At 68.1% G+C, this 23,291-nt stretch carries 24 protein-coding genes; 13 read left to right on the top strand and 11 right to left on the bottom strand.

From position 1 onward, the window contains the following. From ASC79_RS07345 to ASC79_RS07325, 5 genes are all read right to left on the bottom strand, one after another. Positions 1–789, bottom strand: coding sequence for a ParA family protein (locus ASC79_RS07345; protein WP_235528803.1), 789 nt, complete (start codon positions 787–789; stop codon positions 1–3). Between the two features lie 7 nt (positions 790–796). Continuing rightward, the gene (rsmG, locus tag ASC79_RS07340) at positions 797–1,459 is read right to left on the bottom strand and encodes a 16S rRNA (guanine(527)-N(7))-methyltransferase RsmG (protein WP_056024035.1); all 663 of its coding nucleotides are present in this window, start codon (positions 1,457–1,459) and stop codon (positions 797–799) included. Then, positions 1,437–3,287: a tRNA uridine-5-carboxymethylaminomethyl(34) synthesis enzyme MnmG gene (mnmG, locus tag ASC79_RS07335; RefSeq protein WP_162244261.1), complete on the bottom strand. Its 1,851-nt coding sequence runs from the start codon at positions 3,285–3,287 to the stop codon at positions 1,437–1,439. The genes rsmG and mnmG overlap by 23 nt, the downstream gene beginning before the upstream one ends. A 161-nt stretch (positions 3,288–3,448) precedes the next feature. Beyond that, the gene (gene mnmE / locus ASC79_RS07330) at positions 3,449–4,783 is read right to left on the bottom strand and encodes a tRNA uridine-5-carboxymethylaminomethyl(34) synthesis GTPase MnmE (RefSeq protein ID WP_056024041.1); all 1,335 of its coding nucleotides are present in this window, start codon (positions 4,781–4,783) and stop codon (positions 3,449–3,451) included. Beyond that, positions 4,780–5,031: a DUF6489 family protein gene (locus tag ASC79_RS07325; RefSeq protein ID WP_056024044.1), complete on the bottom strand. Its 252-nt coding sequence runs from the start codon at positions 5,029–5,031 to the stop codon at positions 4,780–4,782. The genes mnmE and ASC79_RS07325 overlap by 4 nt, the downstream gene beginning before the upstream one ends. A gap of 204 nt (positions 5,032–5,235) precedes the next feature. Here ASC79_RS07325 and ASC79_RS07320 point away from each other — a divergent pair, with 204 nt between their 5' ends. Both ASC79_RS07320 and ASC79_RS07315 read left to right on the top strand, forming a co-directional pair. Beyond that, positions 5,236–5,931 carry a dienelactone hydrolase family protein gene (locus ASC79_RS07320; protein ID WP_056024047.1) on the top strand — a complete coding sequence of 232 codons (696 nt, stop codon included), beginning with the start codon at positions 5,236–5,238 and terminating at the stop codon, positions 5,929–5,931. A 12-nt stretch (positions 5,932–5,943) separates the two neighbouring features. Beyond that, on the top strand, positions 5,944–6,915 hold the full coding sequence (locus tag ASC79_RS07315) for a quinone oxidoreductase (RefSeq protein WP_056024050.1): 972 nt from the start codon (positions 5,944–5,946) through the stop codon (positions 6,913–6,915). A gap of 300 nt (positions 6,916–7,215) precedes the next feature. On the opposite strand, the gene rho is transcribed toward ASC79_RS07315, so the two are convergent. From rho to hemE, 4 genes are all read right to left on the bottom strand, one after another. Continuing rightward, complete coding sequence (gene rho / locus ASC79_RS07310) at positions 7,216–8,640, bottom strand: transcription termination factor Rho (protein ID WP_056025088.1); 1,425 nt, start codon at positions 8,638–8,640, stop codon at positions 7,216–7,218. Positions 8,641–8,932: 292 nt separating this feature from the next. Then, positions 8,933–9,394: a CopD family protein gene (locus ASC79_RS07305; protein ID WP_056024053.1), complete on the bottom strand. Its 462-nt coding sequence runs from the start codon at positions 9,392–9,394 to the stop codon at positions 8,933–8,935. Between the two features lie 12 nt (positions 9,395–9,406). Beyond that, complete coding sequence (gene hemH / locus ASC79_RS07300) at positions 9,407–10,435, bottom strand: ferrochelatase (protein WP_056024055.1); 1,029 nt, start codon at positions 10,433–10,435, stop codon at positions 9,407–9,409. After that, the gene (gene hemE / locus ASC79_RS07295; RefSeq protein WP_056024058.1) at positions 10,432–11,463 is read right to left on the bottom strand and encodes a uroporphyrinogen decarboxylase; all 1,032 of its coding nucleotides are present in this window, start codon (positions 11,461–11,463) and stop codon (positions 10,432–10,434) included. The genes hemH and hemE overlap by 4 nt, the downstream gene beginning before the upstream one ends. A 513-nt stretch (positions 11,464–11,976) precedes the next feature. Between hemE and ASC79_RS07290 the strand changes: the two genes are divergently transcribed. The 6 genes from ASC79_RS07290 (at position 11,977) to ASC79_RS07265 (ending at position 16,526) form a co-directional block, all read left to right on the top strand. Continuing rightward, positions 11,977–12,828 carry a pyruvate, water dikinase regulatory protein gene (locus ASC79_RS07290; protein ID WP_056024060.1) on the top strand — a complete coding sequence of 284 codons (852 nt, stop codon included), beginning with the start codon at positions 11,977–11,979 and terminating at the stop codon, positions 12,826–12,828. Then, positions 12,825–13,421 carry a nucleoside triphosphate pyrophosphatase gene (locus ASC79_RS07285; protein ID WP_056024063.1) on the top strand — a complete coding sequence of 199 codons (597 nt, stop codon included), beginning with the start codon at positions 12,825–12,827 and terminating at the stop codon, positions 13,419–13,421. The genes ASC79_RS07290 and ASC79_RS07285 overlap by 4 nt, the downstream gene beginning before the upstream one ends. Then, positions 13,418–14,260 carry a shikimate dehydrogenase gene (aroE, locus tag ASC79_RS07280; RefSeq protein WP_056024066.1) on the top strand — a complete coding sequence of 281 codons (843 nt, stop codon included), beginning with the start codon at positions 13,418–13,420 and terminating at the stop codon, positions 14,258–14,260. Before ASC79_RS07285 ends, aroE begins: the two co-directional genes overlap by 4 nt. A 3-nt stretch (positions 14,261–14,263) precedes the next feature. Continuing rightward, on the top strand, positions 14,264–14,887 hold the full coding sequence (gene coaE, locus ASC79_RS07275) for a dephospho-CoA kinase (protein WP_056024069.1): 624 nt from the start codon (positions 14,264–14,266) through the stop codon (positions 14,885–14,887). A gap of 31 nt (positions 14,888–14,918) precedes the next feature. Then, complete coding sequence (gene dnaQ, locus ASC79_RS07270; protein WP_056024073.1) at positions 14,919–15,626, top strand: DNA polymerase III subunit epsilon; 708 nt, start codon at positions 14,919–14,921, stop codon at positions 15,624–15,626. Positions 15,627–15,839: 213 nt separating this feature from the next. Further along, the gene (locus ASC79_RS07265; RefSeq protein WP_056024076.1) at positions 15,840–16,526 is read left to right on the top strand and encodes a class I SAM-dependent methyltransferase; all 687 of its coding nucleotides are present in this window, start codon (positions 15,840–15,842) and stop codon (positions 16,524–16,526) included. Positions 16,527–16,529: 3 nt separating this feature from the next. Here ASC79_RS07265 and ASC79_RS07260 read toward each other — a convergent pair whose 3' ends face one another. After that, the gene (locus ASC79_RS07260) at positions 16,530–17,555 is read right to left on the bottom strand and encodes a mechanosensitive ion channel family protein (protein ID WP_056024079.1); all 1,026 of its coding nucleotides are present in this window, start codon (positions 17,553–17,555) and stop codon (positions 16,530–16,532) included. 274 nt (positions 17,556–17,829) lie between these two features. On the opposite strand from ASC79_RS07260, the gene cml reads away from it, so the two are divergent. Then, positions 17,830–19,017 (top strand): CmlA/FloR family chloramphenicol efflux MFS transporter, encoded by a 1,188-nt coding sequence (gene cml, locus ASC79_RS07255; RefSeq protein ID WP_056024083.1) that lies wholly within the window; start codon positions 17,830–17,832, stop codon positions 19,015–19,017. Positions 19,018–19,108: 91 nt separating this feature from the next. Here cml and secB read toward each other — a convergent pair whose 3' ends face one another. Then, positions 19,109–19,606, bottom strand: a complete 498-nt coding sequence (gene secB, locus ASC79_RS07250) for a protein-export chaperone SecB (RefSeq protein WP_056025091.1) — start codon at positions 19,604–19,606, stop codon at positions 19,109–19,111. A gap of 150 nt (positions 19,607–19,756) precedes the next feature. Here secB and timA point away from each other — a divergent pair, with 150 nt between their 5' ends. From timA to ASC79_RS07230, 4 genes are all read left to right on the top strand, one after another. Beyond that, a complete protein-coding gene (gene timA / locus ASC79_RS07245; protein ID WP_056024086.1) occupies positions 19,757–20,368 on the top strand; it encodes a TIM44-related membrane protein TimA in 612 nt (203 codons plus the stop codon). A gap of 174 nt (positions 20,369–20,542) precedes the next feature. Then, positions 20,543–21,694 (top strand): MltA domain-containing protein, encoded by a 1,152-nt coding sequence (locus ASC79_RS07240; RefSeq protein WP_235528793.1) that lies wholly within the window; start codon positions 20,543–20,545, stop codon positions 21,692–21,694. Next, complete coding sequence (locus ASC79_RS07235; protein ID WP_156378441.1) at positions 21,691–22,233, top strand: Smr/MutS family protein; 543 nt, start codon at positions 21,691–21,693, stop codon at positions 22,231–22,233. Before ASC79_RS07240 ends, ASC79_RS07235 begins: the two co-directional genes overlap by 4 nt. Before the next feature lie 92 nt (positions 22,234–22,325). After that, positions 22,326–23,288, top strand: coding sequence for a TIM44-like domain-containing protein (locus tag ASC79_RS07230; protein ID WP_200937088.1), 963 nt, complete (start codon positions 22,326–22,328; stop codon positions 23,286–23,288). Positions 23,289–23,291: the final 3 nt, after the last annotated feature.

The following is a 23,291-nucleotide window of genomic DNA, read 5'->3' as shown; positions in this document are numbered from 1 at the left end:
CTACGCGGCCTTCGCCCGGCGATCGCGTTCGCGCAGAACGACCTCCCGCGCCAGCTTCAGATAGGCCTGCGAGCCCGAGCATTTCAGATCATAGACCAGCACCGGCTTGCCATAGCTGGGCGCTTCGGAGACCCGCACATTGCGCGGGATCACGGTGTTGTAGACCGTCTCGCCGAAGTGGCCGCGGACGTCGCGGGCGACCTGCTCGGACAGGCTGTTGCGGCGGTCATACATGGTCAGCACCACGCCCTGGATCTCCAGGTTCGGGTTCAGACTGCCCCGCACCAGATCCACCGTGCGCATCAATTGAGTGAGACCTTCCAGGGCGAAGAACTCGCACTGCAATGGCACCAGGACCGCGTCGGACGCCGCCATGGCGTTGACGGTCAGCAGGTTCAGCGACGGCGGACAGTCGATGAGGACGTAGGTGTACTCGCCTTCTGCGCGGATCGGCTCCAGGGCGTCCCGCAGCTTGAAGGAACGGCGCGCCTGCTGGCCCAGCTCCAGCTCCACGCCGGACAGGTCCGGATCGGCCGCCACCAGGTCGAGACCCGGCAGGGCGGTATTGACCACCGCCGACGAGATCGGCTGCTCGCCCATCAGCACGTCATAGAGTGTGACCTTGCGCTGGGCCCGGCCGACGCCGAGGCCGGTGGAGGCGTTGCCCTGAGGGTCGGAGTCGATCAGCAGCACCTTCTCGCCGACTGCGGCGAGGGCGGTGCCGAGATTGATGGCCGTGGTGGTCTTGCCCACGCCGCCCTTCTGGTTCGCGACCACGAGGACGCGCAGTCCCCGTTTAGCTTTTACGGCCACGGCCGAGCCTCCTTACACGCACGATCTGCCCTCTGGAGTCGCTCAAGCTGGGCGACACGTCCGCCTCGAAATTCCAGGTCTTCGCCGCGTCTTCGAGTTCGGACGCAACATCCTGCCCCTTCAGGAACAGCGCCTCCGCGCCTCGCTTGAAGTAGGGCTGGGCGTACCCCATCAGGCGCGACAGGGGCGCGCAAGCCCGCGCCGTGACGATATCCACAGTCAGCGACAAGTCTTCCGCACGTGAATTGTGAACGGTGGCTGGAAGCTCCAGCCCGCTTACCACTTCGCTCAGGAAGCGGCAGCGCTTGGTGAGGCTGTCGACGAGATGCACGTGAAAGCCGGGGCGGTCTTTTCCGAGGATCGCCAAGACGATGCCGGGAAGTCCTGCGCCGGTTCCGAGGTCCGCCCAGGTCAGCGCATCCGGCGCCAGGGGCAGGATCTGGGCCGAGTCCCAGGCATGACGCGACCAGAAGACGTCAAGCGTCGCGGGCCCGACCAGGTTCATCTTCTCGTTCCACTCGACCAGGTATGACCGGTAGCGCACAAGGTCGGCGATCGCCTGGGGGCCGGCATGGGCGGCAGCGGCGAAGCTGGCCGCGTCGTTCACGTCAAGGGTCATGCGGTCAGGCGGCGCGGCGGCGGACATGGGCGAGCAGCGCGGTCAGCGCGCCGGGCGTGACGCCTTCGATGCGGGCCGCCTGGCCCAGGGTCAGCGGCCGCACGGTCGACAGCTTCTCGCGGACCTCGTTCGAGAGCCCGCCGACGCCCGCATAATCGAGGTCGACCGGCAGGCGCAGATTCTCGTCGCGGCGGAAGGCGGCGGCGTCTGCGGCTTGGCGATCGAGATAGCCGGCATAGGCGGCGTCGATCTCCAACTGCTCGCGGCAATTAGCGGACCAAAGAGAGGATTCCGGGAATATGCGGGCCAGGTCGTCAAAGCTGATGGTCGGGTAGGCCAGCAGTTGAACGAAGTCGCGGACCACGCCGTCGGCCTTTACCGGCAGGCCGGCCTTCTGCGCGGCGGCCGGGGTCAGGGTCAACTCCCCTGCCCGTCCACGGGCGTGGGCGAGTTCGGCCGCCTTGGCGCGATACGCCGTTTCACGTGAAACACCGACGACGCCAAGCGAGATGCCGCGGTCGGTCAGGCGCTGGTCGGCGTTGTCAGCCCGCAGGGTCAGGCGGAACTCCGCCCGGCTGGTGAACATCCGATAGGGCTCGGTGACGCCCCGCGTCGTCAGATCGTCGATCAGCACGCCGATATAGGCCTCGTCGCGGCCGAACGCGGCGGCGTCCTGGCCGGAGGCCGCACGGGCGGCGTTGAGGCCGGCGACCAGCCCTTGCGCGCCTGCTTCCTCATAACCCGTCGTGCCGTTGATCTGGCCGGCCAGGTAAAGGCCGGGGAGCTTCTTCACTTCGAGGCTGGGGAACAGTTCGCGCGGATCGACATAGTCGTACTCGATGGCGTAGCCGTAGCGCTTGACCCGCACGTTCTCGAGGCCGGGAATGGTCCGCAGGAACAGGTCCTGGGTCTCCTCCGACACCGAGGTCGAGATGCCGTTCGGATAGACCGTGTCGTCGTCGAGCCCCTCGGGCTCGAGGAAGATCTGGTGGCTGTCCTTGTCGCCGAAGCGCACGACCTTGTCCTCGATCGACGGACAGTATCGCGGGCCGCGCCCGTTGATGCGGCCGCCATAGACCGCGGACTCGGTCAGCCGATCGGCGATGATCTGGTGCGTCCTGGCGTTGGTATAGGTCACGCCGCAAGAGATCTGGGGGACGGTGATCTTGTCGGTCAGGAACGAGAACGGCACCGGCTCATCGTCCGCGGCCTGCATCTCCAGCCCGTCCCAGGCGATGGTCGAGCCGTCGAGGCGGGCGGGAGTCCCGGTCTTCAAGCGGCCCATGGTCAGGCCCGAAGCATAGAGGCGATCCGACAGCCCGATGGCCGGGGCGTCGCCGACCCGGCCGGCGGGGATGCGGGTCTCGCCCTGATGGATCAGGCCCTTGAGGAAGGTCCCGGTGGTCAGCACCACCCGGCCGGCGCGGTACTCGGTTCCGGTCGCCCCGATCACGCCCTGGACGACGCCGTCGGTAACGATCAGGTCCTCGACCGCCTCGGCCATCACGGTGAGGTTCGGGGTGGCGGCGAGCTCAGCCTGCATGGCCTGGCGATAGAGCTTGCGGTCGATCTGGCTGCGCGGCCCGCGGACGGCGGCGCCCTTGGAGCGGTTGAGCATCCGGAACTGGATGCCGGCCTGGTCGGCCAGGCGACCCATCAGGCCGTCGAGGGCGTCGATCTCGCGGACCAGATGGCCCTTGCCGAGGCCGCCGATGGCCGGGTTGCAGCTCATCTCGCCGATGGTTTCGAGTTTGTGGGTCAGCAGCAGGGTCCTGGCGCCGACTCGCGCGGAGGCGGCGGCCGCTTCGCAGCCGGCGTGCCCTCCCCCGATGATGATCACGTCCCAGGCGCTCAAGCTCGTCTCCACGGAAGACGCCCCCGGGTCGGCCGGGGGCGCTATGGGCAGCTATATAGCGAACAAGGGCCGGGTTTTCACGCGGGATTCCGTTAACGGCGCCGCGGCTGTTTCACGTGAAACACGGGTATGCCCGTGGCGTTTCACGTGAAACATCGGCCCTACTTCCCAATGCAGAAGCTGGAGAACACGCGGTCGAGCACGTCCTCGGGATCGATGCGGCCCGTGATCCGGTCCAGGGCGCGGCCCGCCAGGCGCACATCCTCGGCCGCCAGCTCCAAATCGTCTTCCAGAAGCAAGGCCCGGTTCAGCCGTTCCAGCGCCTCGGACAGCAGCTCACGGTGGCGCAGGCGGGTGGCGGTCGGCAGCTCGGCGCCGGCCAGGGCCTCGACGATCCGGCGCTCCAGCGCCTTCTCCAGCGCGGAAATATCGTCAGGTTTCCAGGCGCTCAGCCTAAGAACCTCAACATTCAGCGCCCGGGCTTCAACCAGGGCGTGGCCAGTCTCCGCCCCCTGGCCGAGGTCGGCCTTGTTGATTACGCAAAGGTCGTGCGGATGCAGGTCGGCCGAGGTGGCGGCCGCGTCGCTGGCGCCGTCGACCACCCAGATGCGCAGGTCCGCCTCCCCGGCCCAGGCCCGCGCCCGGCGCACGCCCTCAGCCTCGATCTCGTCGTGGGTGTCACGCAGGCCGGCTGTGTCGGCGAGCAACGCCTTGTATCCGGCCAGGCGCATCGGGACCTCGATGACATCGCGGGTCGTGCCGGGCGTCGCGGTGACGATGGCCGCCTCGCGCCGCGCCAGGGCGTTCAGGATCGTGCTCTTGCCGGCGTTGGGCGCGCCGATCAGAGCGATGCGGAAGCCCTCGCGGACCCGCTCGCCGCGCTTCACGTCGGCGACGGCCAGCTCCAGCTCAGCGATCAGCGCTTGCAGCACCGGCCGGGCGCGGGCGGCGACGTCGGCCGGGATCTCCTCGTCGGCGAAATCGACCGCGGCCTCGAACATGGCGAGCGCCTCGATCAACCCGTCGCGCCAACGGGTCTGGGCCTGGCCGAGCGCCCCGCCCAGCTGGTCCAGCGCCTGGCGGCGCTGCGCCTCGGTCTCGGCCTCGATGAGGTCGGCGACGCCTTCGGCCTGCGCCAGGTCCAGCTTGCCGTTCTCGAACGCGCGGCGCGTGAACTCACCCGGCTCGGCCAGACGCAGACCCTGCGCGGCGATTGCCTCCAGCAGCCCGGCGACCACGGCGGGGCCGCCGTGCACGTGAAACTCGGCGGCGTCCTCGCCCGTGTAGCTGGAAGGCCCCTCGAACCACAGCACCAGCGCCTGGTCGATGGCGCGCCCTTCGGCGTCTTTCAGGATCCGCAGCGCCGCCTCGCGCGGCTTGGGCAGCTTCCCGGCCAGAGCCGTCAGCGCCCTGCCCGTCTGCGGGCCGGACAGGCGTACGACCGCGACCGCCGATCGCCCGGCGGCGGTGGCGGGCGCGAAGATGGTGTCGGTCATTTGGAGCGGTTGGCGCCCATGCCGACATCGACGGCGGCGTTCATCAGGTTGCGGAACTGCTCTTGAGCCCCCACCCCGAAAGCTGTCCAGTTCTTGATCAGCTCGTCCGGCGAGAGCATGGCCATGTTGGAGGTCATGCGCTTTTGCATCTCTTCGACGAGCTTGTCGTTGAGACTGGTTACGTCCGGCAGGCCGAGGAAGGCGCGAGCCTCCTGCGGGGAGCAGTCGATTTCAATCGTCATCTTCATCCGGATAACCCTACAGCCGACGTGATGCTTGACCACATTGTTATGAGCGCAGTCCCGACCTCCGCGCCACCTCTATCGAGCGAGAGCTCGAGAGGGGCTACTCGTAAAAGTGAGCGCGCGTCGGCCGCCGAAACCGTTATCCACTTTCGGCTGCCGCGCTTGTAGCCGCAGCCGGGCCATCAGCATTTCAGACGGGAGTTACCGATGGGTGAGACCACCACCATCAAGACCGAAGACGGCCAGTTCGCCGCCTATGTGGCGCGACCCAGCAACCCGAAGGCTCCGGCCATTGTGGTCATCCAGGAGATTTTCGGCGTGAACGCGGTCATGCGCAGCGTCTGCGACGAACTGGCCGCGGCCGGTTTCCTGGCGGTGTGTCCGGACCTGTTCTGGCGGATCGAGCCGGGCGTCGACATCACCGACCAGTCGGAAGCCGAATGGAAGAAGGCCTTTGAGCTGTACAACGCCTTCGACGTGGAGGCCGGCGTGAAGGACATCGCCGCGACCATCGACCATTTTCGCGGCCTGCCCGAGGTCAATGGCAAGGTCGGCGCGGTCGGCTTCTGCCTGGGCGGACTGCTCGCCTATCTGACGGCGGCCCGTACCGACGCGGACGCCTCGGTCGCGTATTACGGCGTCGGCATCGAGAAGCACCTGGTCGAGAGCGAGAAGCAGGCGCACCCGCTGCTGATGCACATCGCCGAGGAAGACCAGTTCGTGCCTAAGGAAGCCCAGGCGCTGATCCTGGCGCAGCTGAAGAACCACCCGCAGGTCGAGATCCACACCTATCCCGGCCGCGACCACGCCTTCGCCCGTCAGGGCGGCGAGCATTACGACGCCGCCGACGCCAAGCTGGCGGGCGGGCGCACCCTCGCCTTCTTCACTCAACACCTGGCCTGAAGGACCGGCGCAATGAAAGCCATCCAGTTCGAAGCGACGGGCGGACCCGAGGTCCTCGGCGTCGTGGACGTTCCTACGCCGACCGCCGGTCCCGGCCAGGTCCTGGTCAAGCAGCAGGCGATCGGGATCAACTTCATCGACACCTATCACCGCTCGGGCCTCTACCCCGTCAAGCTGCCCTCGCGGGTCGGCATGGAGGGGGCAGGCGTGGTCGAGGCGGTCGGCGACGGGGTGACGCGCTTCCAGGTCGGCGACCTGATCGCCTACGCCTCCGGACCGCTGGGAGCCTATGCCGAGTATCATGCGGTCGCTGCCGACCGCGCGGTGCGGCTGCCGGCCGGGGTCAGCGCCCAGGTCGGGGCGGCCGCCATGCTGAAGGGCATGACCGCCGAGTTCCTGATCCGCCGGTGCTATCGCGTGAAGGCCGGCGAGACGATCCTCGTCCATGCCGCCGCCGGTGGCGTCGGCTCGATCCTGGTGCAATGGGCCAAGCACATCGGCGCAACCGTGATCGCCACGGCTGGGTCGGCGGAGAAGGCGGCGCGGGCGACGGCGCTGGGCGCCGACCATGTCATCCTCTATCGCGACGAAGACGTCGCCGCGCGGGTGCGCGAGATCACCGGCGGCGTCGGCGTGCCGGTGGCCTACGACTCGGTCGGGGCGGCGACCTTCGAAGGCACGCTCAAGAGCCTGGCGCGACGCGGTCTTTTCGTCAGCTTCGGCAATGCGTCCGGCCCGGTTCCGCCGTTCGCCCCTGCCCGGCTGCAGCAGTCCGGCTCGCTGTTCTTCACCCGGCCGACCATGGGCGACTACCTGGTCACCACGGCCGAGCTGGACGAGAGCGCCGGGGCGCTGTTCGAGGTGATCGCCTCGGGCGCGGTGAAGATCGACATCGGCCAGACGTTCAAACTGGAAGAGGCCCAGCGGGCGCACGAGGCGCTGGAGGGCCGCGAGACCGTCGGGGCGAGCTTGTTGATCCCATAGAGTCGAGACGAGCCCCCCGCTGGGGGAGGTGGATCGATGCAAAGTCCAGGCTCGAAATGCTCCCTCGCCCCCTCAGGGGGAGAGGGCTGGGGTGAGGGGGTCTGCTGACACAGCAATGCGGCGCTGCGCGCCGCTTACCCCTCACCCTACCCTCTCCCCTCAAACGGGGAGAGGAACAGGCCTAGGGTCTCCGCCGGGCCTGTTCCACGTGAAACACGTTTGGAATCAGCACTTTAGCCAAAACAAAGGGGCCCGCGTCGCCGCGAGCCCCTTTTTCGTGTCGGCTAAGGCTTGAGGACCTTAGGTGTTCATCGACTGGAAGAAGTCGTCGTTGTTCTTGGATTGGCGCAGCTTGTCGAGCAGGAACTCGATCGCGTCCTGGGCGCCCATCGGGGTGATGATGCGGCGCAGGATGAACGACTTCTGCAGGTGTTCCTTCGGCGTGATGAGGTCCTCCTTCCGGGTGCCCGACTTGATGACGTCGACGGCGGGGTAGATCCGCTTGTCGGCGACCTTGCGGTCCAGAATGATTTCCGAGTTACCGGTGCCCTTGAACTCTTCGAAGATGACCTCGTCCATCCGGCTGCCGGTGTCGATCAGGGCGGTGGCGATGATGGTCAGCGAGCCGCCTTCCTCGATATTCCGGGCGGCGCCGAAGAAGCGCTTGGGACGCTGCAGGGCGTTGGCGTCGACACCGCCGGTCAGCACCTTGCCGGACGACGGCACGACGGTGTTGTAGGCGCGGCCCAGACGGGTGACCGAGTCCAGCAGGATGACCACGTCGCGCTTGTGCTCGACCAGGCGCTTGGCCTTCTCGATGACCATTTCGGCGACCTGCACGTGGCGGGTGGCCGGTTCGTCGAAGGTCGAGGACACGACTTCACCGCGGACCGTGCGGCGCATGTCGGTCACTTCTTCCGGGCGCTCGTCGATCAGCAGGACGATCAGGTAGCACTCGGGGTGGTTGGTCTCGATCGACTTGGCGATGTTCTGCAGCATCACCGTCTTGCCGACCCGCGGCGGGGCGGTGATCAGGCAGCGCTGGCCCTTGCCGAGCGGAGCGACGATGTCGATGACCCGGCCGGTGCGGTCCTTCAGGGTCGGGTCCTGAATTTCCATGTTCAGCCGCTCATCGGGATAGAGCGGGGTCAGGTTGTCGAACAGGACCTTGTGGCGGACGTTCTCGGGGTTCTCGAAGTTGATCTGCTCGACGCTGACCAGGGCGAAATAACGCTCGCCTTCGCGCGGGGCGCGGATGGCGCCGTCGACGGTGTCGCCGGTGCGCAGGCCGAACTTCCGGATCTGCGAGGGGCTGACATAGATGTCGTCCGGACCGGACAGGTAGTTGGCTTCCGGGCTGCGCAGGTAGCCGAAGCCGTCCTGCATCACCTCGAGCGTGCCCGAGCCGGAGATCTGCACGCCTTCCTCGGCCAGGGCCTTGAGGATCGCGAACATCATGTCCTGCTTGCGCATGGAGTTGGCGTTCTCGATCTCCAGCGTCTCGGCGAAGGAGAGCAGGTCGGCGGGCGACTTGTCCTTCAGCTCCTGGAGCGACATGCGGGTGAGGCCCATGGCCGCGATCGCAGCGGCGACCTCCGAGGGCTCGTCGTCGTCTTCCTCGGTCTCGGCGCTGGCCTCAACCTGCGCTTCTTCGACAACCGGGGTTTCGGGGGTGGTGGTGTCGACCGGGGTTTCCTCGGTCGGGGCGGGGGTGTCTTCGCTCATCATAATACTCTGGTCGCGGCCCGAACGGACTTCGGGCGTCGAGGGAATCGACAATGGCGCGGGGTGCGCGCCGATGAATTTTTCAAGGACCGGGCCGCAGCTGCTGATGTTCAGCGCGCGGCGCACGGGAAAAGGCGGGGCGTGGCTTCGCGGCGCGACTCCACGTGGGGTCAGCGGAACCACATGCGCGGCGGCGGGTCAAGCGTGGCCTGGGATCAGAGGACCCGCTGCTTCAAGGTGTCATCCCGGTTGGCGACGCAAGTCCGGGATGACATCTGGTGGTCAGATAGGATCAGCGCTGACCGAATTGAAGGGTGACGGCCAGGACGGCGACCACCGCGGCCAGGAACGGAAGCTCGTTGGTGGCGCGCCAGAACTTCGCGGACTTCGGGCGCTGGCCGGCCAGGAACTTCTTGTACGAGCCGGCCAGGAAACCGTGCCAGCCGGAGATGAAGATCACCGCCGCCAGCTTCACGATCATCCAGGGCTGCAGCAGGAACGACCAGCCCTCGCCCACCGCGTAGACGTGATAGAGGATCAGGCCGACGCCGAGGATCCAGACGATGATCATCGACGGATTGATGATGATCTTCAGGAGCTTACGCTCCCAGACCAGGAAGTTCTTGTCGAACTCGCTCCCGGGAGGGGCCGTCTCGGTGTGGTAGGCGTAGAGCCGCGGCAGGTACATCATCCCAGACATCCAGGCGATCACCGCGATGATGTGCAGGCCGCGCAGCAGGTCGAAATGGTTCATCGAAGGCTCCCCCTAGCCCTGTTTGCAGGCGCATTTGCCATGCGCGGCCGGACAGCGCCAGGCGCCGAACGGCGCGGGCGGCGCCCCGCGATCTAGCGCCTCCAGAGCGGCGGCGGCCAAGGCATCGATCAATGCGCCGTCCACCGTCGGGGTCGGCGCGCGCAGATAGGGCGCGCAGCCCAGCGACGCGGCGAGCTCGGCGTACTCGTGATCGAGCTCGACCAGCGTCTCGACATGTTCGGAGACGAAGGCGATCGGGGTGACCAGCACGCCCTTGCCGTCCGCGGCGGCCTGGCGGATCGCATCGTCTGTCGAGGGGCCGATCCATTTCAGGCGACCGACGCGGCTCTGGTAGCAGACGCTCCAGTCCGGCAACTCGGGCAGCAGGGCGGCGACGGCCTGGGCGGTGGCCTCGATCTGGGCCTGATAGGGGTCGCCGGCCTTGATGATCTTTTCCGGCAGGCCGTGGGCCGAGAACAGCAGCCGCACATTGTCGGGCCGGCCGGCCTTCAGCCAGGTTTGGCTGATGGCGCGGGCGTGCGCCTCCACCAGCCCCTGGGCGGTCGGATAGCAGCAGACCGCATGGCTGGCGCCAGGACCGCGATAGGCCCGGGTCCAATCCTTCAGCGAGGAGCCTGTCGTGGTGGTCGAGAACTGCGGGTAGAGCGGCAGCAGCACGAGGTCGTCCGGGGCGAAATCGGCGACTTCCCGCGCGGTCTGGTCGGCGAACGGCTTCCAGTAGCGCATCGAGATGAACACGCGGGTCTGGAGGTCCGGCCGCGCCGCGGTCAGGGCCGCCTGAAGGGCGTCGGCCTGGCGCCTGGTCTCCGGCAGCAGCGGCGAACCGCCGCCCATGATCGCGTAATTGGCCTTGGCGGTCTCCTCGCGGCCCGCGGCGATGAACCTGGCCAGCGGCAGGCGGAAGATCGCCGGCAGCCCGATGATCGCCGGATCGCTGAAGAGGTTCTGCAGGAACGGCTTCACCGCGTCAGGCCCGTCAGGTCCTCCGAGGTTGAAGAGGACGATGGCCAGCTTGGTCACTTCCCGGTCACCCTGCGGATCGTCCGTTCGATGTGCTCGATCGGCGTGTCGGGCATCACCCCGTGGCCGAGATTGAAGATGTAGGGCCCCCCGTTCCACTGCTCGATCAGCGCGTCGACCCGGGCGTCCAGGGCCGGGCCGCCGGCGCGCAGCAGCAGATTATCGAGCGCGCCCTGGATGGTCTTGCCCCCGGACTGGATCTGGCGGCCGAGGGCGGCGGTGGCCTGGGTGTCGAGGGCGACGGCCTGGACCGGGACCTTGGCGGCGTAGTTGACCACCTGGGCGCCGGCGCCGCGCGGGAAGCCGATGAACGGGACATCGACGCCGGCGGCGCGGACCTTTTCGATGATCGCCGTGTGCGGGCGAATGACGATGCGCTCGAACATGTCCTCGGACAGGCTTTCCGCCCAGCTCTCGAACAGCTTCAGCACCTGGGCGCCGGACCTGGCCTGCATGACCAGATAGCGGGCGGTCGACTCGACGAGCACGTCCAGCAGGGCGTCCAGCTTCTCGGGGTTCTGGTAGGCGTAGGCGCGGGCGGCCTCGCGCTGCGAGCCGCGGCCCTCAATCATGTACGTGGCGACGGTCCAGGGCGCGCCGGCGAACCCGATCAGGGCGCGTTCCGGCTCGAGCTCAGCGCGGACGCGTTGCAGCGTCTCGCCGATTTCCGACAGTCGGCCGGTAGAGGCTTCGATCTGGTCGGCCAGCGCCTCGATCGGCGGCAGTTCGCCGAGCCGCGGCCCCTCGCCCGCCTCGAACCAGACGTCCTGGCCCAGGGCGCGCGGGATCAACAGGATATCGGCGAACACGATGGCCGCATCCAGCGGGAAGCGGCGCATGGGCTGGAGCGTCGCCTCGGCGGCCATCTCCGGATTGTGGCAAAATGCGATGAAGTCGCCGGCGCGGGCGCGAAGCTCGCGGTACTCCGGCAGCGATCGCCCCGCCTGGCGCATGAACCAGACCGGCGGCCGATCAAGGGTTTCGCCCGCGAGCGCCCTCAAGAGGCGCGGTTTTGAACCTTCCGACATGCGGCTCGTTAAATCGACTTCGGACGCAAGGCTCAAGCCCGCCTGCCCTTCTTCTTCTTATCTAAGATTTTGAAATAGGAAGTTGAGTTAGAGGTTGGCCCTTGGAGAAGTGGGGACAACTTGCGCCGGCCATACCGCGCGAACCCCTTTTCAACAAGGCGGCGGCGGGTTCCCCAACATGGTTAAGCCATACCTGTGAGTCATGGGGAAAACAGTTAAACCCCCGTTAGGATTTACCTTTCGTTAGTAGGTTAACAGGGAGTTAACGATAGCGAACGGGAGTCATCAAAGGGCGCCCTGGAAGCGGGGCTGTTCATACTTTTTTAACCAACGGACCCGTGGACGGGACCGGCGCAAAAGCGGGGCTTTATCCCGTCCGTGCACAACCGCCCCGGCGGCGCCTGCGCTATTCCCCAAAACGGTCCTGCTTCGTTAAGAAGGTTTCGACTCTTTCGTCCCCAGCTTTCCGATCCGTACGCTGCAGATTCCACTTTACGAGCCGACAAGGGCTTCATGACCACGCCACCGCGCTTTGCGACCTACTTCCACGTCCACCTGGTGTCGGACTCGACCGGCGAGACGCTGAACGCGATGGCGCGGGCGGTGTGCGCGCGGTTCGAGAACGTGCTGCCGATCGAGCACATCTATGCGCTGGTGCGCTCGCCCCGGCAGCTCGAGCGGGCGCTGACCGACATCGAGGAGGCGCCCGGCGTGGTGATCCACACGATCGTCGACGACCAGCTGCGCACCGCGCTGGAAGAAGGCGTGCGGCGGCTGGACATGCCGTGCATCGCCGCGCTCGACCCGCTGGTCTCGTCGCTGCAGCGCTATCTGGGCGCCTCGATCAGCCGGCGGGTGGGCGTGCAGCACGCGCTGGACAACGACTATTTCAACCGCATGGACGCCTTGAACTACGCGATCGGCCATGACGACGGCCAGGGCGGCCAGGATCTGGAGCAGGCCGACGTGGTGCTGGTCGGCGTCTCGCGGACCTCCAAGACCCCGACCTGCATCTATCTGGCCCACCGCGGGGTGCGGGCGGCGAATGTGCCGCTGGTGCCGACCCGGCCGCCGCCCGAAAAGCTGTTCGACCTGAAGAATACCCTCGTGGTGGGGCTGACCATCTCGCCCGACCGGCTGATCCAGATCCGCCGCAACCGGCTGCTGAGCCTCAAGGAAGACCGCGAGAGCAGCTACATCGACATCGAGGCGGTGCGCGAGGAGACGGTGAAGGCGCGCCGGCTCTATGAACGCCAGGGCTGGCCGGTGATCGACGTCACCCGCCGCAGCGTCGAGGAGACGGCCGCGGCGGTGCTGAACCTGCTGCATGGCGGCCACGGTCAGGTCGAGGTGCTGGGCGGATGAGCGAACTGATCATCCTGGCCTCGAAGAGCGCCGCGCGGCGTGCGGTGCTGACCGGCGCGGGCGTGCCGTTCGAGGTGGCCGTGGCCGGCGTCGACGAGGACGCGGTCAAGACCTCGATGCTGGCGCAGGGCGCGAGCCCCCGAGACGTCGCCGACGCCCTGGCCGAGATCAAGGCGGTGAAGATCTCCGCTGGAAGGCCTGGCTTCGTGATCGGCTCGGACCAGACGCTGGAGTTCGAGGGCAAGCTCTACGACAAGGCCGAGACGCTGGAAGCGGCGGCAGAGCGACTGAAGACCATGCGCGGCAAGCCGCACAAGCTGCACTCGGCGGTGGTGGTGGCCAAGGACGGGGCGCCGATCTGGCGCGAGATCGTTTCGGCGACCCTGACCATGCGCGATTTCTCCGACGCCTTCCTGGCTGAGTACCTAGAGGCCGAGGGCGCGGAAATGCTGGGCTCGGTCGGCTGCTACCGGCTGGAAGGCCCCGGCGCGCAACTGTTCTCGAAGATCGAGGGTGACTATTTCACGATCCTCGGCCTGCCGCTGATGGGCCTGCTGGACCTCTTCCGGCGGCATGGCGTGCTGACGGCATGAGTATTTCCGGGGCGACACGGGTCGCCGGCGTGGTCGGGCGGCCGATCGCCCATTCGATGAGCCCGATCCTGCACAACGCCTGGCTGGCGGCGGCGGGGATCGATGGCGTTTATGTGCCGTTCTCCACGCAGCCGGGGCGGTTCACAGCGTTCGCGCAATCGTTGCGCGGCGGGACCGTCGCGGGCCTCAACGTGACCTTGCCGTTCAAGGGCGAGGCGCTGGCCCTGGCCGACGAGGCCAGTTTCCGCGCGAAGTCGGCGGAAGCCGCCAATGTCCTGGTCTTCCGGGAAGACGGCACGATCTTTGCCGACAACACCGACGGCCTGGGTATGCTGGTCGCTTTCGCCGAACAGGCGCCGGGCTTCGACCCCAAGGCCGGGCCGGTGGCGATTCTGGGCGCGGGCGGCGCGGCGCGCGGCGCGGCGGCGGCCTTCGTCGAAGCCGGTTGTCCCGAGGTTCGCATCGTCAACCGCACGCTGCTCAAGGCCCAGGAGATCGCTGAGCCGCTGGGCGCCAAGGCGCTGCCGCTGAGTGAGGCGGCGGCGGCGTTCGATGGCGCCATCGCCGTGGTCAACGCCACCTCGGCTGGACTGTCGGGGTCAGCGGCGCTGGATGTCCCGCTGGAGGCGACGCCCGCCAGCGCGGTGATCATGGACATGGTCTACAAGCCGCTGAAGACGCCGTTCCTGTCGAGTGCAGAGACGATCGGACGGCGGACGGTGGACGGCCTGGCCATGCTGATCGGTCAGGCGGTCCCCAGTTTCGAGTATTTCTTCGGCCAGCCGCCGCCCCGCGAGGTGGACGTGCGCAGGTTGGCGATCAAAGCGTTGGGGCTCTAAAGCATGCTCATCATCGGCCTGACCGGCTCCATCGGCATGGGCAAGTCCACGACCGCCAAGATGTTCCGCGAGGCGGGAATTCCGGTCTATGACGCGGACGCGGCCGTGGCCGATCTCTATGAAACCGGCGGCGCGGCGGTGGCGCCGCTGGAAGCCGCATTCCCAGGCGTGACGAAGGACGGCGCGGTCGACCGGGAGGCCCTGCGCCAACGGGTGCTGGGGAACGACGAGGCGATGGCCAAGCTCAACGCCATCGTCCATCCGCTGGTCGGCGCCGACCGGGTGCATTTCTTCAAGGCGGCCGAAGACGCCAAGGCCGACATGGTCGTGCTGGATATCCCGCTGCTCTACGAGACTGGCGGCCACGCCAACATGGACGCGGTGGTGGTGGTCTCGGCCCCGGAATCCCAACAGCGCGAGCGCGTCCTGGCCCGGCCGGGCATGACCGCCGAACGCCTGGACGCGATCCTGTCGCGCCAGATGCACGACGCCGAAAAGCGGGCCCGCGCGCACTTCGTGGTCGATACCGGCCGCGGCCTAGAGCCGGCGCGCGAACAGGTCGCCGAGATCATCGCCGTCATGCGCGATCCACAACTCAGGCCAGCTCGCGACAAGGCGCCGGGTTGAAGCGAAGCTCGAACCAGACGAAGTAGGTCTCATGGCGCGTGAGATCGTTCTCGATACCGAAACCACAGGCTTCGAGCCGCACCTTGGCCACAAGCTGGTCGAGCTGGCCTGCCTGGAGATCGAGGACTACCTGCCCACCGGGCGCAGCTTCCACGTCTATATCGACCCCGAGCGCGACATGCCGCCGGAGGCCGAGAAGGTGCACGGGCTGTCGGCCGCGTTCCTGCGCGGCAAGCCGAAGTTTCGCGACAAGGAAATCCATCAGGACTTTCTGGATTTCGTCGGCGACGCCCCGATCATCGCCCACAACGCCACCTTCGACCGGTCGTTCGTGAACTACGAACTGGAGGGGCTGGGCCTGGCTCCGCTGCCCGAAGCGCAGTGGATCGACACCCTGGCCCTGGCGCGCAAGCGCTTCCCGGGGATGCACAACTCGCTCGACGCGCTCTGCAAGCGTTTCAAGATCTCGCTCTCCGAACGCGACAAGCACGGGGCGCTCATCGACGCCCGGCTGCTGGCTTCGGTCTATCTGGAACTCAAGGGCGGCCGCGCGCTGACCCTGGAACTCACCACCCGCGAAATGGCCGCCCACGCCGTCGCGGTCGCCAGGGCGACGGTCTATGGCGCGCGTCCCCGCCCCCTGCCCTTCCGCTCGACCGACGCCGAGCGTGAGCAGCACGCCAAGTTCGTGCGCGAGGTCGTCAAGAACGAAGAGCTCTGGGGCAAGTTCGGGCTCTGAAGCGCGTCAGCCCACTCCAGGGTTGTCGAAGACCGTCGTTACACCATAGCTTGACGCCATGGCCGCCGAACCGCGCAGCATTCTGACCGTACGCGTCCCCGATCTGGGGATGTGGACCCGCGCTCGGCCCTAGCCATTCGCGCCGTCCGATTCCCGCACTCTGCGGATGGATCGGCGCGCTCTCCATCCGCTTGATATTGATGGAGAATTGAAATGCAAACATACGACTGGTGGTATGACGACGGCCGGCAAGTCGGCCTCGATTTCGAGGACGAGACGCAGGTCGCGACCTATGACGCGCGGCAGGGTGGCTCGGCCGAACGGGACCGGCAGCTGCTGGGCCATTTGGGCCTGAAGCCGGACATGACCATGGCCGATATCGGTTGCGGCACTGGAATTCTGGTCCGCGAGGCGGCGGCGATGTGCCGGGCGGTTGTGGGGATCGATGTCTCGGCGGCCATGTTGGCGGCGGCGAAGGAACGGGCTGGCGGCCTGGGAAACCTGAGCTTCCAGCGCGCCGGCTTCCTGTCGTTCGAGGCGGATGAGCAAAGCCTCGACCTGATCACCGCGAAGAACGCCCTGCACCATCTGCCCGACTTCTGGAAGGCGATGGCCTTCGCGCGGATGTACGCCGCGCTGAAGCCCGGCGGCCGGCTCTATGTCCGCGACGTGATGTTCGATGTTGCGCCTCAGGCGCTGGCGCAGACGGCCGAGGATTGGATCATCTGGCTGACGCAGAACACCGGCTATTCGCGGGCGGAGGGCGCGGCGCACATACGCGAAGAGTACTCGACCTTCGCCTGGGCGATCGAGCGGATGCTGACCGACTGCGGGTTCCGGATCGTCGAGCACGTTCAGGATGGGGTCTATGGGACGTTCCTGGCCCAGCGGCCGTCCTGAGGCTCAGTCCTGCTTCTCGCGCTTTCTAGGCTCGGCGGCGCGAGCCCGGCTGTCGCGGGCGGCATCGTCGAAGACGGCGACGGCCGCATCATTCGGCGCGCGGTCGAGCCGCTGATCGCGCGGCAGCGGCGTGGCGTCGAGCTTGAGGGCGTGCAGCGCCTGGTCGCCGTCGCGGCCGAAGAAGCTGCGCAGCCGCAGATCCAGTTGCGGCGAGGCGTTGTCGATCCCCGCGGCGAGCAGCGCTTCGTGGATCGCCCAGGTGTAGGCGGCGTGCATCGAAGACGGATGACGGGAAGATTCCAGGCTTGGCCAGACGATCAGCTCGAAATCGAGGCCGTCGCCGCTGAAGCTGGTGAGCCAGACCTGGGTCTTTCGATGCTCAAAGTCGGGCGAAGTGAACGGCAAGGCGCGGGCGGCGGCCAAAACAACATCGCGGACCTGCGCCTTGTCGGCCTGCTCGGCGACCGAGAACGGCACGTGAATGCGCCGGGACTCGTCGTTGTAGGTCCAGTTCACGACCTCGCTCTGCATGAGCTTGGAGTTGGGAATGACGACGTAGACGTTGTCGTTGGTGCGCAGACGTGACGCCCGGGCGCCGATCTCGACGATCTCGCCGCGCAGGCCGCTTTCCAGTTCCACGAAGTCGCCGACCTGCATGGACGGATCGAAGATCAGCACGAGGCCGGCGACGAACTCCTTGACCACGCTCTGGAGACCAAGGCCGACCCCGACCCCGGTCGCGCCGGCGAAGACGGCGAAGGAGCTGAGGTTCAGGCCCAATGTGGCGAGGCCGGCGAGCAGACCCACCACCAGGAGGGCGTAACCAGCGACCTGCTCGAAGATGTAGATGAGCGGCGCGCCAGCCTTGGCCCGCGACCGGAGGCGGTCGAGTACGTGGCGCATCAGACGCACGACCAGATAGGCGGCGGCGACGATGGCGATGGCCGCCACGATCCGCAGGCCGAACTCGCCCCACGGGATCGAGGCCAACCAGTTCTGCACCGTGTCCAGGGAGTGTTGCGTGCTCATCCCGCGCTCCGCGCTGCGACCTCGATCCACTGGCGATGATGAATGCGCAGAAGCCTGGGGCTTGAACATTCGGGGAAACCCTAGCCTTGGCTTGCCGAACGGCGCGCCGCCGCCTAGCTATGGCGGGCACCTCGAACCGGGACAGGACCCATGACCGAGTCCGCAAGCAGGTAGGCCGCAACAACACCCCGACCGTTGTTGCGGCGATCCATAGCCAAGCCCTGACGCCAGGCTGATCGCCGCCAAATCTCCCGATTTGAGTGGATGCAAAGTCATGCCTGGTTCCAAAGCCTGGAACGCTTCCCTGCCTGCGGCCCTGCTGCTGCTGGCCCCTTTCGACGTCCTCGCCTCGCTGGCCATGGACATCTACCTGCCCGTCGTTCCTGAAATGCCCGAACGGCTGGGCACGACGCCGGCCGTCGTTCAACTGACCCTCAGCCTCTACATGGCGGTTCTCGGGCTGGGACAAATCGTGTTCGGCCCGCTATCGGACCGCGTCGGTCGCCGACCGGTGCTGCTGGGCGGCGGCCTGCTGTTTGCGGCGGCCTCGCTCGCCCTGGCCATGACCGACACGGGTCCCGCGTTTGTCGCGCTGCGCATTCTGCAGGCGGCCGGAGCCTCCGCCGCCATGGTCGCGACCTTCGCCACCGTGCGCGACGTCTATGCCGAGCGACCGGAAGGCGCTGTGATCTATGGCCTGCTGGGCTCGATCCTGTCGTTCGTGCCGGCGCTCGGTCCGGTGGCCGGAGCTTTGATCGCCCAGGGCCTGGGCTGGCGGGCGATCTTCGGCGGCTTGGCGCTGCTGATGGCCGCGGCCCTGGTCAACGCCTGGCGCGGCTGGAGCGAGACCAGACCGAGCGGGACGCCCGCGCCGGCCGCGCCGCTGCGGCGGATCCTGAGCAGCTACGCGTTCTGGACCTACACGCTCGGCTTCAGCGCCGCGATGGGGGCCTTCTTCGTATTCTTCTCCACGGCGCCTCGAGTGCTGATCGGCCAGGCGGGGTTCTCGCAACTTGGCTTCAGCCTGGCCTTCGCCACGGCGGCCGTCGTGATGATCGTCACCTCGCGGTTCGCCAAGTGGTTCGTGGGTCGCTGGGGCGTGGCCGGATGCCTGGCGCGCGGGATGGCGGCCTTGCTGTGCGGCGCGGCGTTGCTGGCGACGGGTCAGCTCTGGGGCGAGCCGTCGTTCTGGAGCTTCGTGGCGCCGATGTGGGTGATGGCCGTGGGCATCGTGCTCAGCGTCTCGGTGAGCGCCAACGGCGCCCTGGCGGCGTTCGGAAGTACGGCCGGGACGGCTGTGGCGCTCTACTTCTGCGTCGAAAGCCTGATCGTCGGCGCCGTCGGCACGCTGGCGGTGGTGTGGCTGGACGGGCGCACGGCCTGGCCGCTGGTCGTCTATGCCACGGTGATGGCCCTGGCGACGCTGGCGATGTTGGGGTGGGGCAAGCGCCGGGGGCGCTAGCGGCTCCCCCGGCAGGGGGAGCTGGCAGCCGAACGGCTGAGCGAGGGGGCCTGCTGGCCCCCTCCGTCTCGTCTCCCGGAGGGGAGAGGCGTCAGGCGTTGCCGACCGTCTCGCCGCCCAGGGCCTGGGCCTTGCGCGCGGCGTAGACGCCGGCGAAGTCGATCGGGTCGAGCATGAAGGGCGGGAAACCGCCGTCCGAGGTCACCGCGGCGATGATTTGGCGGGCGAACGGGAACATGAAGCGCGGGCACTCGACCAGCAGCACCGGCTCGAGCTCTTCCTGGCTGACGCCCGAGATCTGGAACACGCCGCCATAGAGCAGCTCGACGTGGAACACCGGGCCGTCGTCGCGCTCGGCGCGGGCCGAGAGCTTCAGGTCGACCTCGAACAGACCGTCCTCACGACCGCGGGCGTTCATTTCGACGCCCATTTCGATCTGCGGCTGCACGGCGTTTTGAGCGCGGAGGGTCTCCGGCGCGCGCGGGTTCTCGAACGAGAGGTCGCGGATGAACTGGGCGAGGATGCGGATGCCGGGCTCGGGGGCGCCCGCACCGTTGGTCTCGGGGCCGGCGGCGTCGGTATCGGTCATAGTCGGGAAAATCCGGTTGGTGGCGTACATTCACGCCCTGTTGTCGGCTGGGCTGCTATCATGCGCCCCAATCCATGGCAACGTCGCCCCTGACGTGGGCGTTACGCTGTCCTATATTGAGTTTTCCGAACGCCTCGTGAGCCCAGATAATTGCAAGTCCTCGAACTGATCATATTCGCCGGTCTGGCCGGTGTCGTGCTGTACCAGCTCTATGCGGTGCTGGGCCGCCGCGTCGGCCGTCAGCCTGAGGACGCGGCCGCCGCGGACGCCGTCGCGGCGAACGCGCGCCAGGCGCCGGCGCTGGATGCGGTCGACGACGGGGTGGACCTGACGGGCCTGCCGGCGATCAAGCATCGCGACCCCTCCTTCGACCTCTCGCGGTTTCTCGGCGGCTCCAAGGGCGCCTACGAGATGGTCGTGCGGGCGTTCGCGGCCGGCGATCGCGGCACGCTGAGCAACCTGCTGGCCCCCAATGTGCTGTCCAGCTTCGAGGCGGTGATCGACGAGCGCGAGGCCCAGGGCCGCACCGAGGCGGTGGAGTTCCTGCACCCGCCGCGCGCCGACCTGGAGCGCGCCGACCTGCACGGCGACGTGGCGAGCATCACGGTCCGCTTCCTGGCCGAGTTCCGCAGCCGCACCAAGGGTCCGGAAGGCGAAGCGGTGGACGACAAGCGCACCGCCGAACTGTGGACGTTCGAGCGCAGCCTGAAGAGCCGCGACCCCAACTGGCTGCTGGTCAACGTCGCCGCCGCCGAAGCTTAAGCGCGGCGAAAGCTGAACGGCGGCAAGGGTTTGTTAACCCTTACGCCGTTTTCCCGCCCTCAACGCAGGACTATGAAGGGACGTTGGCGCACACCGGTGCGCCGGACGTTTTTTCGGAGTCCGCTCGTGGCGCGCGCCGCCACTTCGACGACTGCGCTGCGATTGGGGGCTGCCTTGACCATCCGATTTCCGAGCCGCCTTGTTCCGGCCCTGCTCCTGACGCTGCTGGTCGCGGCCTGCGCCACGCCCAAGCCGGCGCCGCCCGGGCCTCGCCCGCAGCCGCCGCGCCCGACGCCGAGCCAGCCAGCCCAACCGCCGCCGGCGCCCGCGCGGCCGGAGAGCTTCGCCGACGTGCCCGGCTGGGCGCAGGACGACCACGGCGCCGGCTACGAGGCGTTCCGCACCACCTGCGGGGTGGCGCGCGACCCGGCGCTGGGCGAGGTCTGCCGCCGCGCCCGGGCCATCGGCCCGCTGGACGCCGGCCGCGCGCGGGCGTTCCTCGAGGACAACTTCCGGCCCGAGCTCCTGGAGGGCGATGGAATCCTCACCGCCTATTTCTCGCCGGAGTATGAGGCGCGTGATCGCCAGAGCGTCGAGTTCTCCGCCCCGGTGCGGCCCAAGCCCGCCGATCTGGTCGGCAAGGGCGTCGCCGGCAACGAGGCGCAGAAGCGCGGCGCGGGCGGGCAGCTCAGCCCCTATCCCGACCGCGCCGACATCGAGAAGGCCTCCTCCGGTCCCGCCCTGGCCTGGATGCGGCCCGAGGACCTGTTTTTCCTGCAGATCCAGGGCTCGGGGGTGCTGACCTTCGCCGACGGACGCCGGGCCAAGGCGGTGTTCGCCGCCACCAACGGCAAGCCGTTCATGGGCATCGCCAATCCAATGCGCGACCGCGGCCTGCTGGCGGCCAACAACACCTCCGGCGAGGCGATCCGAAGCTGGCTGGCCGACAACCGCGGACCGCGGGCCGACGAGGTCATGCGCCTGAACCCGCGCTATGTGTTCTTCACCCTGGCCCCGGACGACGGGCGCCAGCCGGTCGGCGCGGCGGGCATCCCGCTGCCCCCGGGCCGCGCGATCGCCATCGACAGCAGCCGCAATTCGCTGGGCGACCTGTTCTTTATCGAAGGCGTCGCGCCGACCCTGTCGGGAGCGTTCCCCGCCTATCGCCGCATGGTGATGGCGCTGGACACCGGCGGGGCGATCAAGGGGCCGGTGCGCGCCGACCTCTATCTTGGCCTGGGCGACCGGGCCGGGGCCGAGGCGGGCCGCGTCCGCCACACCCTGCGCATGCACCGGCTGGTCCCGAAGGTCGGCCCATATCGATGAAACGCCCCATCCGCCCTGAGGAGCAGAAGCTCTGGGCGATGGTGGCCGCCACCGTCCACCCGCACGCCGGCCGCCCCGCGACGCAGGCGCCGCCGCCGGCCGAACCGGCGATCCCGGCGCCGAAGGGCAAGGGCCGAGTGACCGATCCGGCCGCGCGCCTGCCGCTGTCGGAGCTGCGGCCGGCCCTGCGCGTGCCCCAGCGCGGCGAGCCGGAGGGCATCGAGCCGCGGCGCAAGCACCGCATCGCCAAGGAGCGCGACCCGATCGGCGCGCGGATCGACCTGCACGGCATGGACCAGCAGCGCGCCAAGGCGGCGCTGGAGAATTTTGTGCTGCGCGCCTGGGACGAGGGCTACCGCGCGGTGTTGGTGATCACCGGCAAGGGCACGCTGGGCGACGGCGTGCTGCGGCGCCGGGCGCCCGAATGGCTGGGCGGCATGGCGCTGCGCGGGGTGGTGGCCGGCATATCCGAGGCGCACCAGCGGCACGGCGGCGAGGGCGCGCTCTACGTCGCGTTGAAGCGCAAGCCGAGGGCCTAGCGGTCACAACTGCGTATGAGACGCCGGCGACCCCTGGAAATCAGCGGTGCGGCGCACGACATACGGCCGGACACATAAAAGGAAACGCTGCTTTGACTTCCCGACTTCCGAAGATTTTCGCCGTCACGGGCCTGTCGCTGGCGATGGGACTCTCGCTCGCCTCCGAGGCGGACGCCCGCCGCGGAGGCAGCTTCGGCAGCCGTGGGGCCCGCACCCATCAGGCGCCGCCTCCCACCCAGACCGCGCCGACCCAGGCCGCGCCGGTTCAGCGCTCGATGACCGAGCGCCAGCCGGGCGCCCAGACCACGGCGCCGGCCCGTCCGAACGCGGCCAATCCGATGAACGCGCCCAAGCCGGGCCTGCTCGGCAACCCGCTGGTGCGCGGCCTGATGCTGGGCGGCGTGATCGGCCTGCTGCTGGGTCATGGCTTCGGCGCCGGCATGGCCGGGATGCTGGGCGGCCTGCTGCAGATCGCGGCGATCGCCCTGGTGGCGATGCTGGCCTTCCGTTTCTTCGCCTCGCGCCGCAAGCCGGCCGCGGCGCACGCCCAGCCGACCAACAACAACGCCGCGTTCCGCTCGCCGTTCGACGTCCAGCAGCCGGCCCAGCCGGCCGCGCCGCAGAATTATGCGCCGGCCGACCTTGGCCAGGACTTCACGGTCACCAACACCGACCGCGAGACCTTCGAGCAGCTGCTGCGCGAGATCCAGGAAGCCTTCGGCCGCGAGGACTACGCCGCGATCCGCGAGCGCACCACGCCTGAGATCATGGGCTACCTGGCCGAGGAACTGGGCCAGAACGCCACCGCCGGCCGCCGCAACGAGGTGCGTGACGTGAAGATGCTGGAGGGCGACGTCGCCGAGGCCTGGCGTGAGGGTCCGGTGGACTACGCCACCGCGGCGCTGCGCTATACGAGCATCGACGTGATGGTCGACCGCCAGACCGGCGCAGTGGTCGAGGGCGACGCCGATCGCCCGACCGAGACCACCGAACTCTGGACCTTCGTGCGTCATCCGAACGAGGGCTGGAAGCTGTCGGCGATCCAGGACGCCTGAGGC

Source organism: Phenylobacterium sp. Root1290 (assembly GCF_001425305.1).
Classification (GTDB): Bacteria; Pseudomonadota; Alphaproteobacteria; order Caulobacterales; family Caulobacteraceae; genus Phenylobacterium.
The sequence above is the reverse complement of the archived record's forward strand: the minus strand, read 5'-3'. Positions and strand labels throughout refer to the sequence as shown.